11 protein-coding genes are annotated in these 14,263 nt (G+C 67.1%); 6 read left to right on the forward strand and 5 right to left on the reverse strand.

The genetic code is table 11. The annotated features are described in order from the left end of the window. Window positions 1–77: 77 nt before the first annotated feature. The 4 genes from A8M77_RS16695 to serA form a co-directional block, all read right to left on the reverse strand. Window positions 78–491 (reverse strand): gamma-butyrobetaine hydroxylase-like domain-containing protein, encoded by a 414-nt coding sequence (locus A8M77_RS16695; RefSeq protein ID WP_086922633.1) that lies wholly within the window; start codon window positions 489–491, stop codon window positions 78–80. Further along, entirely contained in the window at window positions 491–940 is a 450-nt protein-coding gene (locus tag A8M77_RS16700; RefSeq protein ID WP_086922634.1) for an HIT family protein, read from the reverse strand. Before A8M77_RS16700 ends, A8M77_RS16695 begins: the two co-directional genes overlap by 1 nt. Continuing rightward, window positions 937–4,815 carry a DUF3683 domain-containing protein gene (locus A8M77_RS16705; RefSeq protein WP_086922635.1) on the reverse strand — a complete coding sequence of 1,293 codons (3,879 nt, stop codon included), beginning with the start codon at window positions 4,813–4,815 and terminating at the stop codon, window positions 937–939. The genes A8M77_RS16700 and A8M77_RS16705 overlap by 4 nt, the downstream gene beginning before the upstream one ends. 86 nt (window positions 4,816–4,901) lie before the next feature. Beyond that, on the reverse strand, window positions 4,902–6,131 hold the full coding sequence (serA, locus tag A8M77_RS16710; RefSeq protein WP_086922636.1) for a phosphoglycerate dehydrogenase: 1,230 nt from the start codon (window positions 6,129–6,131) through the stop codon (window positions 4,902–4,904). A 212-nt stretch (window positions 6,132–6,343) separates the two neighbouring features. Between serA and ugpB the strand changes: the two genes are divergently transcribed. The 6 genes from ugpB to A8M77_RS16740 all read left to right on the forward strand — a co-directional run bounded on the left by ugpB (window position 6,344) and on the right by A8M77_RS16740 (window position 13,932). Further along, on the forward strand, window positions 6,344–7,654 hold the full coding sequence (ugpB, locus tag A8M77_RS16715) for a sn-glycerol-3-phosphate ABC transporter substrate-binding protein UgpB (protein ID WP_086922637.1): 1,311 nt from the start codon (window positions 6,344–6,346) through the stop codon (window positions 7,652–7,654). A 169-nt stretch (window positions 7,655–7,823) separates the two neighbouring features. After that, window positions 7,824–8,705, forward strand: a complete 882-nt coding sequence (gene ugpA, locus A8M77_RS16720; protein ID WP_086922638.1) for a sn-glycerol-3-phosphate ABC transporter permease UgpA — start codon at window positions 7,824–7,826, stop codon at window positions 8,703–8,705. 45 nt (window positions 8,706–8,750) lie between these two features. Then, on the forward strand, window positions 8,751–9,599 hold the full coding sequence (ugpE, locus tag A8M77_RS16725) for a sn-glycerol-3-phosphate ABC transporter permease UgpE (RefSeq protein WP_086922639.1): 849 nt from the start codon (window positions 8,751–8,753) through the stop codon (window positions 9,597–9,599). A gap of 18 nt (window positions 9,600–9,617) precedes the next feature. After that, the gene (gene ugpC / locus A8M77_RS16730; protein WP_086922640.1) at window positions 9,618–10,625 is read left to right on the forward strand and encodes a sn-glycerol-3-phosphate ABC transporter ATP-binding protein UgpC; all 1,008 of its coding nucleotides are present in this window, start codon (window positions 9,618–9,620) and stop codon (window positions 10,623–10,625) included. Next, entirely contained in the window at window positions 10,622–11,362 is a 741-nt protein-coding gene (gene ugpQ, locus A8M77_RS16735) for a glycerophosphodiester phosphodiesterase (RefSeq protein WP_086922641.1), read from the forward strand. Before ugpC ends, ugpQ begins: the two co-directional genes overlap by 4 nt. A 167-nt stretch (window positions 11,363–11,529) precedes the next feature. Next, the gene (locus tag A8M77_RS16740; protein ID WP_086922642.1) at window positions 11,530–13,932 is read left to right on the forward strand and encodes a DUF3772 domain-containing protein; all 2,403 of its coding nucleotides are present in this window, start codon (window positions 11,530–11,532) and stop codon (window positions 13,930–13,932) included. A gap of 20 nt (window positions 13,933–13,952) precedes the next feature. On the opposite strand, the gene A8M77_RS16745 is transcribed toward A8M77_RS16740, so the two are convergent. Next, complete coding sequence (locus tag A8M77_RS16745) at window positions 13,953–14,231, reverse strand: hypothetical protein (RefSeq protein ID WP_086922643.1); 279 nt, start codon at window positions 14,229–14,231, stop codon at window positions 13,953–13,955. Between the last annotated feature and the right edge of the window lie 32 nt (window positions 14,232–14,263).

Consider the following 14,263-nt stretch of genomic DNA (forward strand, 5'->3'; position numbering starts at 1 on the left):
AGGCCGGAAGCGTTCATATCAACCCGACGACCCCGCAAGTACGGCGGGCATTCGTTGCTTCGGCGCAGTGGCGGATTTCAGTGGCTGCCGCAGGCGTGGCCGCCCTTTGCGGGCATCGGTGCATCACGATCGACACCGGCGGCGGCGAGGCGCCGTTCGTACTCGTCCCAGAGCTCCTGCTGCTTCGCGCCGAGCTCGTACAACAGGTCCCACGAATAGATGCCGGTGTCGTGGCCATCGGAGAAGCTGGGCTGGACCGCGTAGTTGCCGACGGGCTGCAGGTCCAGCAGGCCGACGTTGCGCTTGCCGGTCTGCAGCACTTCCTGGCCTGGCCCATGGCCCTGCACCTCCGCCGAAGGCGAGTAGATGCGCATCAGCTCGAAGGGGATGCGGAAGCTGGCGCCATCGGAAAAGCTCACCTCCAGTACGCGCGACTGGCCGTGCACGGTGATCGACTGGGGCGTGGGTGCGCCCGCCTGTAAACCTGCCATCAGGAACTCCTCGTCGCCAATTGCTGGATCATCTGCCGCTCGACGACCGGCAGCAACCTCTCGATTGTGGCCTCGCGCGCCGGATCGCGTTCGCGCAGGACCTCTGCCCACACCGAGCCAGGAAAGCGCGGATCCCAATCGAAGCGCGCGATCACGTGCCAATGCAGATGCGGCACCGCGTTGCCGAGCGCGGCGACGTTCATCTTCGTCGGGGCGAGCCCATCGCGCAGGCTGCGCTCCACGGCTAGCACCGCCTCCATGCACGTTGCACGATCCTCGGGCGCCAGGTCGGACCACTCGGCAACGTGGTCTTTCCACACCACGCGGTAGAAGGCCGGAACGCCCGCCTCGTCAGCATGGATGACGCGGAACTTCGCCGCCTCGAAGATCAGCCGCCCGCCGGGCTGGTCGCACAGCGGGCAGCCCGCAACACGAAGCGCCGCCGTCATACCAGCACCCGCTCGATGCCGCCCTGGTTGGCAGCCGCCACGTAGTCGGGCATCCAGTCCTCGCCGAGGATCTTTCGGGCCATCTCGACCACGATGTAGTCGGCTTCCAGCAGGCCGCTCTGCAGGTCGCCACCGTAGCGGCTCAGGCCCTGCAGGCAGCTCGGGCAGCTGGTGAGGATCTTGACGTTGTCCTTCGCGCCCACGGCGCCGCTCGCGCGCAGCGCGGCCTCGCCCTTGCGCAGTTCCTCCTCCTTGCGGAAGCGGATCTGGGTGGAGATGTCGGGCCGGGTCACGCCCAGGGTGCCGGACTCACCGCAGCAGCGGTCGTTCTTGAGCACGCTCTCGCCCACCAGGGCCTTCACCGTCTTCATCGGCTCCTGCAGCTTCATAGGGCTGTGGCAGGGGTCGTGGTACAGGTAGGCACCGCCGCCTGCATCGCCCAGCGTGATGCCCTTCTCCAGCAGGTATTCGTGGATGTCGATGATCCGGCAGCCCGGAAAGATCTTCTCGAACTGGTACCCCTGCAACTGGTCGTAGCAGGTGCCGCAGCTGACCACCACGGTCTTGATGTCCAGGTAGTTCAGCGTGTTGGCGACGCGATGGAAGAGAACGCGGTTGTCGGTGATCATCTTCTCTGCGCGGTCGTACTGGCCGCTGCCGCGCTGCGGATAGCCGCAGCACAGATAACCCGGCGGCAGCACGGTCTGCACGCCCGCATGCCAGAGCATCGCCTGCGTGGCCAGTCCCACCTGCGAGAACAGGCGCTCCGAGCCGCAGCCCGGGAAGTAGAACACGGCTTCCGTCTCCGGCGTCGTGGCCTTTGGGTCGCGGATGATCGGCACGTAGTCGGCATCCTCGATGTCCAGCAGCGCACGCGCAGTCTTGTTGGGCAGGCCGCCCGGCATCTTCTTGTTGATGAAGTGGATCACCTGCTCCTTGATCGGGGCGGCACCCAGCGTCGCCGGCGGCGCCGCCGTCTGCTTCTTCGCCAGGCCGCGCAGCAGGTCGTTGGCCAGGCGCTGAGCCTTGAAGCCGATATCCACCATGCCGGTGCGCATGGCCTTGATGGTCTGCGGATTGGTGGCGTTCAGGAACAGCATCGCCGCCGCGTTGCCAGGCCGGAAGGACTTCTGGCCCATCTTGCGCAGCAGGTTGCGCATGTTCATCGACACGTCGCCGAAGTCGATGTTCACCGGGCAGGGCGTCACGCACTTGTGGCAGACCGTGCAGTGGTCGGCCACGTCCTCGAACTCCTCCCAGTGCTTGATGCTGACGCCGCGCCGGGTCTGCTCCTCGTAGAGGAAGGCCTCGACCAGCAACGAGGTCGCAAGGATCTTGTTGCGCGGCGAATAGAGCAGGTTGGCGCGCGGCACGTGTGTCGCGCACACCGGCTTGCACTTGCCGCAGCGCAGGCAGTCCTTCACGCTGTCGGCGATGGCGCCGATGTCGCTCTGCTGCATGATCAGCGACTCGTGGCCCATCAGGCCGAAGCTGGGCGTGTAGGCGTTGGTCAGGTCGGCATAGAGCCCGGGGCCGGCATGCAGCGAGGGCCGCAGCAGCTTGCCCTTGTTGAAGCGCCCCTCCGGGTCGACGCGCTGCTTGTAGTCGGCAAAGGGCTGCAGCTCGTCATCCGACAGGAACTCCAGCTTGGTGATGCCGATGCCGTGCTCGCCGGAGATCACGCCGTCCAGGCTGCGCGCCAGCACCATGATGCGGGCCACCGCGGCATGCGCGGTCTGCAGCATCTCGTAGTTGTCGCTGTTGACCGGGATGTTGGTGTGGACATTGCCGTCGCCCGCATGCATGTGCAGCGCCACCCAGACCCGGCCCGTGAGCACGCGCTGGTGGATCGCATTGCATTCTTCCAGGATGGGCGCGAACTCCGCCCCGGTGAAGATGGCGGCCAGGGGCGCGCGGATCTGCGTCTTCCAGCTCGCACGCAGCGAATGGTCCTGCAGTTGCGGGAACAGGGTGTCGATCTGCGACAGCCACCCCTGCCAGAGGGCGCGCACCTCGCGCACCAGCGCCACCGCCTGCGCCACGCGGTCTTCCAGCAGCTCGGCCGAGGACAGCTCGCTGGCATCGTCGCTCTTGCCGAGCGGCAGGTGTCCGCGCAGGAAGAATGCCTCCAGCTCGTCCGCCAGCGCCAGCTTGTTCTGCAGCGACAGCTCGATGTTGATGCGCTCGATGCCGTCGGTGTAGTCGGCCATGCGCGGAAGCGGGATCACCACGTCCTCGTTGATCTTGAAGGCGTTGGTGTGGCGGCTGATGGCTGCCGTGCGCTTGCGGTCCAGCCAGAACTTCTTGCGCGCCTCGGGGCTGATGGCGATGAAGCCCTCGCCGCTGCGCGAATTGGCGAGGCGCACGACCTCGGAGGTCACGCGCGCCACCGCGTCGGCATCGTCGCCGGCGATGTCGCCGATCAGCACCATCTTGGGCAGGCCGCCGTGCGTCTTCGACTTGGTCGCGTAGCCGACCGCCTTGAGGTAGCGATCGTCCAGGTGCTCGAGGCCGGCCAGCAGAACGCCCGAGCGCTTCTGTTCGGCGAACATGAAGTCCTTGATCTCGACGATGCTGGGCACCGCATCCTTGGCGTTGCCGAAGAACTCCAGGCACACGGTGCGGGTGTGCGCGGGCATGCGGTGGACCACCCAGCGGCAGCTGGTGATGAGGCCGTCGCAGCCCTCCTTCTGGATGCCCGGCAGGCCGGAGAGGAACTTGTCGGTCACGTCCTTGCCGAGCCCCTCCTTGCGGAAGGTCTTGCCGGGGATCTCGAGCCGCTCGCTGCGCAGTTTCGTCCGACCGTCGGCCGCGAAGTACTGCAGCTCGAACACCGCGCTCTCCGCGTCGTGGATCTTGCCCAGGTTGTGGCCGATGCGGCTCACTTCCAGCCACTCGGCATCGGGCGTCACCATGCGCCAGGAGGCCAGATTGTCGAGCGCCGTGCCCCACAGCACCGCCTTCTTGCCACCGGCGTTCATCGCGACGTTGCCGCCGACGCAGGAGGCCTCGGCCGACGTGGGGTCGACCGCGAACACGAAGCCCGCGCGCTCGGCCGCGTCGGCCACGCGCTGGGTCACCACGCCGGCCTCGGTCCAGACGGTCGGCACGGGATGGTCGATGCCGGGCAACGGAACCATCTCGACCTCGGTCATGGCCTCCAGCTTTTCGGTGTTGATGACGGCGCTGTTCCACGTCAGCGGAATCGCGCCGCCCGTGTAGCCGGTGCCGCCGCCGCGCGGAATGATGGTGAGCCCGAGCTCGATGCAGCCCTTGACCAGCGCGGCCATCTCGGCCTCGGAGTCGGGCGTCAGCACCACGAAGGGGTATTCGACCCGCCAGTCGGTGGCGTCCGTGACATGGGAGACCCGCGACAGCCCGTCGAACTTGATGTTGTCACGCGCCGTGAGCCGGCCGAGTGTGCGGGTGGTTTGGCGCCGCAGCGAGGCCACCTGGCGGAACATCGCATCGAAGGCCTGCACCGCCTGCGCCACCAGGCCCGTGAGCTCGCCGACCAGCGCGTCGCGCTGCGCGGCCGCATCGGGCGTGCGTCGCTTCTGCACTTCCGACAGGCGGTGGTTGAGCGCCTCCACCAGCTGCCCGCGGCGGCGCGGGTTGTCCAGCAGGTCGTCGACCAAGTAGGGATTGCGCTGCACCACCCAGATGTCGCCCAGCACCTCGTAGAGCATGCGGGCGGAGCGGCCGGTGCGGCGCTCGGCGCGCAGGGTCTGCAGCAGCTCCCAGCCGCGCTCGCCCAGCAGGCGGATCACGATCTCGCGATCGGAGAAGCTGGTGTAGTTGTAGGGGATCTCACGCAATCGCGCGGGCTCTGCGGCCTGCGACAACAACGCCGTCAACGCGGTCGGTGCATTCATCGGGGAGTGGGCCTCGGTCGGGCGCTGCGCGCCCCTGAACCAGGGCCAGGAATTTTAAGTCAGGCCCGGCCCGCGCGCCGGGTCGCCTAGAAGAGCACCCGGCTGCGGATCGTGCCCGGCACCTGGGCCAGCTTCTCGAGCGCGAGGTCGGAGTAGGCGGCATCGATGTCCGTCACCACGTAGCCCACGTTCTCGTTGGTCTGCAGGTACTGCGAGGCGATGTTGATGCCGTTGTCGGCGAACACGCGGTTGATCTCCGACAGCACGCCCGGCACATTGCGGTGGATGTGCAGCAGGCGGTGCTTGCCCGGGTGCGCCGGCAACGCCACCTCGGGAAAGTTGACCGAGGAGGTCGAGGTGCCGTTGTCGCTGTACTTGACCAGCTTCTCCGCCACCTCCAGCCCGATGTTGGCCTGCGCCTCCATGGTGGAGCCGCCGATATGCGGGGTGAGGATCACGTTGTCCAGCCCGCGCAGCGGCGACTGGAATTCGTCCTTGTTGCTGCGCGGTTCGACCGGGAACACGTCGATCGCGGCGCCCAGCAGCTTCTTCTGCTTCAGCGCCTGCGCCAGCGCCTCGATGTCGACCACGGTGCCGCGCGAGGCATTGATCAGGATCGAGCCGGGCCGCATGGCCGCGATCTCCTTGGCGCCGATCATCCATTGCGTGGCGGCAGTTTCGGGCACATGCAGGCTCACGATGTCGCTTTGCAGCAGCAGTTCGTTGAGCGTGCGCACCTGGCGCGCGTTCCCCAGCGGCAGCTTGGTGACCACGTCGTAGAAGGCCACCTGCATGCCCAGCGCCTCCGCCAGCACCGACAGCTGCGCGCCGATGGAGCCGTAGCCCACGATGCCCAGCGTCTTGCCCCGGATCTCGAAGGCGTTCTCGGCCGACTTGAGCCAGCCGCCGCGATGGGCCACCGCACTTTTTTCCGGCACGCCGCGCAGCAGCAGGATGGCCTCCGCCAGCACCAGTTCGGCAACCGAGCGCGTGTTGGAGTAAGGCGCATTGAAGACGGCCACGCCGTGCTCGCGCGCGGCGTCCAGGTCGATCTGGTTGGTGCCGATGCAGAAGGCGCCGACCGCCACCAGCTTCTGCGCGGCGGCGAAGACCTCGGCAGTCAGCTGGGTGCGGGAGCGGATGCCGAGGAAATGCACGTCGGCCACGCGCTGCCGGAGTTCCTCTTCGGGCAGGGCGCCGGACAGCGCCTCCACATTGGCATAGCCGGCGGCATGCAAGACCTCGACCGCCGAAGGATGGATGCCTTCGAGCAGAAGGAACTTGATCTTGCTTTTGTCGAGGGAGGTCTTGCTCATACGCGTCGCGGAAGCCCCGGCACACCTGAAAAAGGGAGGGCGATGCTAGCATGGTGCAGCGCAGCAACCGGCTTCCGTCGGCCGCGCGTCCCGGGTGTGAAAAGGGTTTCCCCGGCTGGAGAGGCATCCGCCGAGTGCGACAGAATGTGACGCGGCCGTGTCATACGTACGGCCTAGCATCCGCGCTTTTGTTTCTCTCCCTAGGAGTCTTCATGCGATTCAAGACGTTCGCCGTGGCATCGGCGCTGGCGGCAACGCTCTCGGCCCCTGCGATGGCCCAGACCGAAATCCAGTGGTGGCATTCCATGAGCGGCCCGCTCGGCGAATGGGTCAACGACCTCGCGAAGCAATACAACGCCAGCCAGAAGGACTACAAGATCGTCGCCACCTACAAGGGCCAGTACGACGAGTCGATGACCGCTGCCATCGCCGCCTTCCGCGCCGGCAATGCGCCTGACATCCTCCAGGTGTTCGAGGTGGGCACCGCCACGATGATGGCCTCCAAGACCGCCATCAAGCCGGTGGGCGAAGTGATGAGCTCGGGCGGCGCCAAGTTCGACCCCAGCGTGTACGTGCCAGCCGTGGCCGGCTACTACACCGCGCCCAACGGCCAGATGCTGAGCTTCCCCTTCAACAGCTCGACGACCATCTTCTATTACAACAAGGACGCCTTCAGGGCGGCTGGCCTCGATCCCGAGAAGGCGCCGACCACCTGGCCCGAGGTGATCGCCGCCGCCGACAAGCTCAAGGCCAGCGGCCACAAGTGCCCTTTCACCACCAGTTGGATGAGCTGGACCCAGCTCGAGAGCTTTTCGGCCTGGCACAACACGCTGTACGCGACGCAGAACAACGGCTTCGGCGGCACCGCGGCGCGCCTGGCCTTCAACTCGCCGCTGCACGTCAAGCATTTCGAGAACCTGGCCAAGATGGCCAAGGACGGCACCTTCGTCTACAAGGGCCGCAACAATACGCCCGACGCCGCCTTCCCGTCGGGCGAGTGCGCGATGATGACCGGCTCCTCGGGCCTGTACGCACGCGTGGCCAAGGACGCCAAGTTCAAGTACGGCATCTCCACCCTGCCCGTCTACGCCGACGTGAAGGGCGCGCCGCAGAACACCGTCATCGGCGGCGCCAGCCTCTGGGTGATGTCGGGCAAGCCGGCCGACCACTACAAGGGCGTGGCCAGCTTCTTCACCTTCCTGTCGGACACCAAGGTGCAGTCCGACAGCCATAAGCGCACCGGCTACCTGCCGATCACGACCGCGGCATTCAAGCTGACCGATGCGTCGGGCTTCTACAAGGAGAACCCGGGCACTGACGTGGCCGTGACGCAAATGATCCGCAAGACCACCGACAAGTCGCGCGGCATCCGCCTGGGCAACTTCGTCCAGATCCGCACGATCATCGACGAAGAGACCGAGCAGATCTGGAACGGCAAGAAGACGCCCAAGGAAGCGTTGGACGCTGCAGTGAAGCGCGGCGACGAACAACTGGAGCGCTTCCAGAAAGCAAACAAGGGCTGACGCAGGCTCGCGCCTGCGCAGCCCTTCGGGCGTTTACGGCACCCCACCCTGCCCTCTCCGCCAAGCGGGGGAGGGTACCTGCCGGTGAGGTGACGGCCGCAGTAGACTCGCACGCCCGCCCTGACCGAAGACGGGGGCGGGCGTTTCGTTTTTGAGGGCTTGGAGGGATATGGAGAAACGCGTTCTTTTCCGGTCGGGCTGGTTGCCTTGGCTGCTGATCGCGCCGCAGATGGTGGTGATACTGGTGTTCTTCTTCTGGCCCGCCAGCCAGGCGATCCTGCAGTCGATGCAATCGGAGGACGCCTTCGGCACCTCCACCGTCTTCGTCGGACTCGAAAACTTCCAGACCCTGTTCGATGACCCCGCCTACGTCGAGTCGTTCAAGGTCACGGCGCTGTTCTCGGTGCTGGTGGCCGGCAGCGGGATCGCGCTGTCGCTGATGCTGGCCATCTTCGCCGACCGCATCCTGCGGGGCGCCCTGGTCTACAAGACCTTCCTGATCATTCCCTACGCCGTGGCGCCGGCCATTGCAGGCGTGCTGTGGGTGTTCATGTTCTCGCCCAGCATCGGCGTTGTGTCGTACTTCCTGCGCTACATCGGCGTGGACTGGAACCACCTGCTCAACTCCAACCAGGCGCTCACGCTGATCGTGGTGGCGGCCGTGTGGAAGCAGATTTCCTACAACTTCCTCTTCTTCCTGGCGGGCCTGCAGTCCATTCCCAAGGCGCTGATCGAGGCCGCGGCCATCGACGGCGCAGGGCCGCTGCGGCGCTTCTTCACCATTCAGTTCCCGCTGCTGTCGCCCACCACCTTCTTCCTCCTGGTGATCAACATCGTCTACGCCTTCTTCGACACCTTCGCCATCGTGCACGCGACCACCGAAGGCGGCCCGGGCCGCGACACCGCGATCCTGGTCTACAAGGTCTGGCACGACGGCTTCAAGGCCCTCGACCTCGGCGGCTCGGCGGCGCAATCGGTGGTGCTGATGGTGATCGTCGTCGCGCTGACGGTGATCCAGTTCCGCTATGTCGAGAAAAAGGTGCAGTACTGATGGCTTTCCGACCCCTCGCCTGCGCCGCTTCCTGGAGCCTCCGCCATGGTTGAACGCCGCCCCGGCCTCACGCTCCTGTCGCACGTGGTGCTGATCCTGGGCATCGCCATCGTGGCCTTCCCGATCTACCTCGCCTTCGTCGCCTCCACCCATACCCGCGACGCCATCCTGCAGGTGCCCATGCCGCTCGTGCCGGGCGGCCACATGGTCGAGAACTACGCCGCGGCCCTGATGGGCGCCGACACCCAGGGCGCGCGCGTCGTGGTGGGCCGCATGATGTGGATCAGCCTGGTGACGGCGCTCGTCATCAGCATCGGCAAGATCGCGATCTCGCTGCTGTCGGCCTTCGCCATCGTGTACTTCCGCTTCCCGTTCAAGAAGCTCGTCTTCTGGATGATTTTCGTGACACTGATGCTGCCGGTCGAGGTGCGCATCCTGCCGACCTACAAGGTGCTGGCCGACTTGAACATGCTCAACACCTACGCCGGGTTGACTGTGCCGCTGATCGCGTCGGCCACCGCCACCTTTCTGTTCCGGCAGTTCTTCATGAGCGTGCCGGACGAACTGGTGGAGGCCGCACGCATGGACGGTGCCGGACCGATGCGCTTCTTCAAGGACATCCTGGTGCCGCTGTCGCAGACCTCCATCGCGGCGCTGTTCGTGATCCAGTTCATCTACGGCTGGAACCAGTACCTGTGGCCACTGCTGGCCACGACCAGCGAGGACATGTACCCGGTGGTGATCGGCATCAAGCGGATGATCGCCTCCGGCGACGCCGCGGTGGACTGGAACCTGGTCATGGCCACGGCCATCCTGGCGCTGGTGCCGCCGGCCATCGTGGTGGTGCTGATGCAGCGCTGGTTCGTCAAGGGCCTGGTGGATACAGAGAAGTAAACGCGAGAACAAGAGAACATGTCTGCCATTTCCCTTCGCAACGTCATCAAGCGCTACGGCAAGGGCCCCAAGGCCAACCAGGTGATCCACGGCGTCTCGGCCGAGATCGAGACAGGTGAGTTCGTCGTCATCGTCGGGCCTTCAGGCTGCGGCAAGTCCACGCTGCTGCGCATGGTCGCGGGCCTGGAGGAAGTCAGCGCAGGCGAGATTGCCATCGGCAACCGCGTGGTCAACGACATCGAGCCGGCGCAGCGGGACATCGCGATGGTGTTCCAGAACTACGCGCTCTACCCGCACATGACGAACTTCGACAACATGGCCTACGGGTTGAAGATCGCCAAGGTCCCCAAGGAGGAGATCAAGGCCCGCGTCGACAAGGCCGCCAAGATCCTCGAGCTGGGCCACCTGCTGGAGCGCAAGCCGCGCGAGCTCTCGGGCGGCCAGCGCCAGCGCGTGGCCATGGGCCGCGCGATCGTGCGCCAGCCGCAGGTCTTCCTGTTCGACGAACCGCTGTCCAACCTCGACGCCAAGCTGCGCGCGCAAACCCGGCTGGAGATCCAGAAGCTGCACCGCGAGCTGGGCATCACCTCGCTCTTCGTCACCCACGACCAGGTCGAGGCCATGACGCTGGCGCAGCGCATCATCGTGATGAACGCCGGCGTGATGGACCAGTTCGGCACGCCCGAGGAGGTGTACGCGCGGCCCGCCACCACCTTCGTCGCCGGCTTCATCGGCTCGCCGCCGATGAACCTGCTCAAGCACGCGCCCGGCGTGCGGCCCGGCATGATCCTGGGAATCCGTCCCGAGCACCTCACGCTCGACACCGACGGCTGGACGGTGCAGGTCGAATACGTCGAGCTGCTGGGCGCCGAGCGCCTGATCTATGGACGCATCGGCGACGAACAGCTCGTGGTGCGTGCCGACGAGGGCCAGCCCGCCCCCGTGGCCGGCGACACGGTGAAGATCGCGGCGCGCCAGGACAAGCTGCATTGGTTCGACGCCGGCTCGGGGAAGCGGGCAGCATGAAGCCCTGGCCCTACCCTTTCTGGATCGCCCATCGCGGCGCCGGCCGGCTGGCACCCGAGAACACGCTGGCGGCCTTCCGCCTGGGGGCCGCGTACGGCTACCGCATGTTCGAATGCGACGCCAAGATCAGCGCCGACGGCGTGCCCTTCCTGCTGCACGACGCCACCCTGGAGCGCACCAGCAACGGCCAGGGCATCGCGGGCGAAAACGCCTGGGCCGCACTGAGTCAGCTCGATGCCGGGGCGTGGCATTCGCGCAGATACGCGGGCGAGCCGCTGCCGACGCTGGAGGCGCTGGTCCGCTTCTGCCTGGCCAACCGCTATCTGCTCGACATCGAGATCAAGCCCACGCCCGGCGCGGACCGCCATACCGGCGAGGTGGTCGCCGAGCTGGCGGCGCGGCTGTGGGATGACGCACCGCTGCCGCCGCCCGTGCTCACCTCCTTTTCGGTCAAAGCGCTCGAAGGCGCGAAGGCCGTCCAGCCGGCGCTGCCGCGCGGCCTGTTGCTCGACACGTTGCGGGAGGGCTGGCTCGATACGGCCCTGCGCCTGGACTGCACGGCTGTGGTCTGCAACTACGCCCTGTGGAATGCGACGACCGTGGCCCAGGTGCATGCGGCCGGCCTGCGCGCGCTGAGCTACACGGTCAACGACGAATCGGTGGCCCGCTGGCTGGAAGCGCTGGGCACCGACGGCATCGTCACCGACCGTGTCGACCGCTTCAGCCCGGGCGGCTGAATCCGCGCTGCCGGCCGGCGGCAGCGCCCTTCTATGATCGGGTCATGAGACGCAGGGCCGCTCCCAAGGCGAATTCCGTAGCCGAAGGCGAAGGTACTCCAGTGCGCCGCACGGCCGTTCCGAAGGCGAATACCGCAGCCGCAGGCGAAGGTACTCCAGTGAGCTGGATGCCCCGTCTCGCGGCCCTGCTGCTGGCTGCCGTCCTCGGCTGCGCCGCCTTCGCCCAGGGAAGCGCGACCCACGCCCCAACCGAACCGACCGTGGCCGAACTGCGGGCCCGGCTCGATCGCATTCCCTCGTCGGTGGACACCAACGTGGAAGTGCGCGACCAGATCATGCAGATCAACGCCATCGGCGCCCAGGCCGACAAGTTCGTCGCCTCGCGCACCGGTCCGCTCAACGATCTGAATGCCCGCCTGGGCGAGCTCGGCAACCCGCCGCCCCCGGGCGCCGCGCCGGAAGACCCGGACATCACGCGCCAGCGCGCTGCCCTGCAGAGGGACCGCAATGCGCTCGACGCCGACATCCGCCTCGCGCGCCTGATCACGGTCGATGCGCAGCAGCGCGGCAGCGATCTGATCGCCAAGCGCCGCAAGCTCTTCGAGGCCCAGCTCACCGAGCGCGCGCCCTCGCCGCTAGGCCGCCAGTTCTGGTTCGACATCGCCGATGCCTGGCCCGAGGACCTGGACCGCCTGGCCAGCCTGCGCGACGAGCTGGTCGCCGGCTTCCATGCCGCGAAGGAACCCGCGCACCGGGCGTCCGTGCTCTTCAGCCTGGCCGCGGCCTTGCTGCTGGCACTGCTGGGCAACTGGGCCGCGGAACACGGCCTGGTGCGGCTGGCCGCCCGCGTGCTGCCGCCCGGCCGGCTGCGCCGCTCGCTGCTGGTGATCGCGGTGGTGGCCGTCAACGTGCTGCTGATCGCGCTGGCCGCGCAGGGCGTGTTCGCCACGCTCGACCGCCACGGCCTCTGGGGGCCGCAGATCCGCAAGCTGGGCCAGGCGGTGGTGCAGTCCATCATCTTCATCGCCTTCGTGGTGGCCCTGGGCCGCGCCCTGCTGTCCAACCGGCGACCCTCGTGGCGGCTGCCGCCCATCCCCGACGGCATGGCCCGGCGGCTGGCGCCCTTCCCCTGGCTGACGGCGCTGATCGCAGTACTGGTGTGGGTGCCGAGCCAGGTCAACGCGATCGTGGACGCCAGCTTCGCCGCAGTGGTGGCGACGCACGTGGTGACCGCGCTGGCGCTCACGGCGCTGATCGGCACCATGCTGCTGCGCCTGCACGAGCCCGCCGGCGGCGCCCACGCCGAGACAGCCGCAACGGAAACTGCACAGCCGCCGGCAGAGCCCGAGCGCCCGCTGTGGATCAGCTTCCTGCTCAGTGCGGTCGCGCTGGCGGTGGTCGTCATCTGGGTCCTGGTGGGCCTCGGCTACGTTGCCCTGGCCAGCTTCCTGGCCAATCAGTTGACCTGGACCGGCATCGTCGCCTCCGCCTTCTACCTGCTCTTCAAATTCGCGGACGACCTGTTCATGGCCACGGTGTCCTCGAAGAGCAACTTCGGCCAGAAGCTGCAGAAGAGCTTCGGCTTCGTGCCGCGCACCCTGGACCAGGCGGCAGTCGTGCTCTCGGGCCTGGCTCGGGTCGCCCTGTTCTTCTACATGCTGATCGCGCTGGCCACGCCGCTGGGCACCGGGCCGGGCGAGGTGTTCCAGCGCAGCGGCCAGTTCGGCACCGGCCTGAAGATCGGGGAGTTCCAGCTGGTGCCGGGCGCGATCTTCACGGCGGTCGCTGTGCTGGCGGTCGGCTTCGTCACGCTGCGCGTGTTCAAGAAATGGCTGGAGGCGCGCTACCTGCCGCAGACGGCGCTCGAACCCGGCATGCAGAGCTCCATCACCACGCTGCTGGGTTACGTGGGCGGCATCATGGTGATCGCGATCGGCCTGTCGGCGCTGGGCATCGGCATCGAGCGCATCGCCTGGGTGGCGAGCGCGCTGTCGGTGGGCATCGGCTTCGGCCTGCAGGCGATCGTACAGAACTTCATCTCGGGTCTGATCCTGCTGGCCGAGCGGCCGGTCAAGGTGGGCGACTGGGTGGTATTGGGCGCGACCGAGGGCGACGTGCGCCGCATCAACGTACGGGCGACCGAGATCCAACTGGCCGACCGCTCCACGCTGATCGTGCCGAACTCGGAATTCATCACCAAGACCGTGCGCAACATGACCCTGGCCAATGCCGAGGGCCGCGTGCTGATCCGGCTGCCGATGCCGCTGTCGACCGACGCCAAGCGCGCGCGCGACCTGATGCTGGCGGCCTGCACCGAGCATGCAGGCGTGCTGACGGCGCCGGCCCCCTCGGTGTCGCTGGAGGGCATCGAGAACGGCATGCTGATCCTGCAGGCGATCGCGTTCGTGCAGAGCCCGCGCCTGGCTGGCGGCGTGCGCAGCGACCTGCTGTTCACCATCCTGGACAGCTTCAAGGAGGCCGGGCTGCCGCTGGCGGTACCGATGGTGGTGGTGTCGCAGGCGGAGGGCGCAGTGCCGCCGCCTCCGCCGCCTTCACCGCTGCCGGTCTGAAGCGCTCGGCTCGCGCTCCTTCAACTGCGCCAGCCACGCAACAGCCACCACTGCACGGTGCCGCAGACGATCACCAGCGCGGCATAGGTGGCGATCCGCCCGTCGCGCCCGAAATAGACCAGCCCCGCCATCAGCACGGCCAACCCCGCCAGGAAGTTGATGCCCAGTTGCTTCCAGAGGCTGACCACCGCGCTGCGACTTTTCATCGCAAGGCGGAACAGCAGCGCCAGCAGGAGCGCGACGAAGAAGGCCGGCGCCGCGAAGTTGAGCAGGTGGATCAGGAAATCGAGCGCGGACATGAAAAGCGCGGGTAGGACCCAGGGGTCATCCG

It is taken from the genome of Variovorax sp. JS1663 (genome assembly GCF_002157355.1).
Lineage (GTDB): Bacteria > Pseudomonadota > Gammaproteobacteria > Burkholderiales > Burkholderiaceae_C > Variovorax.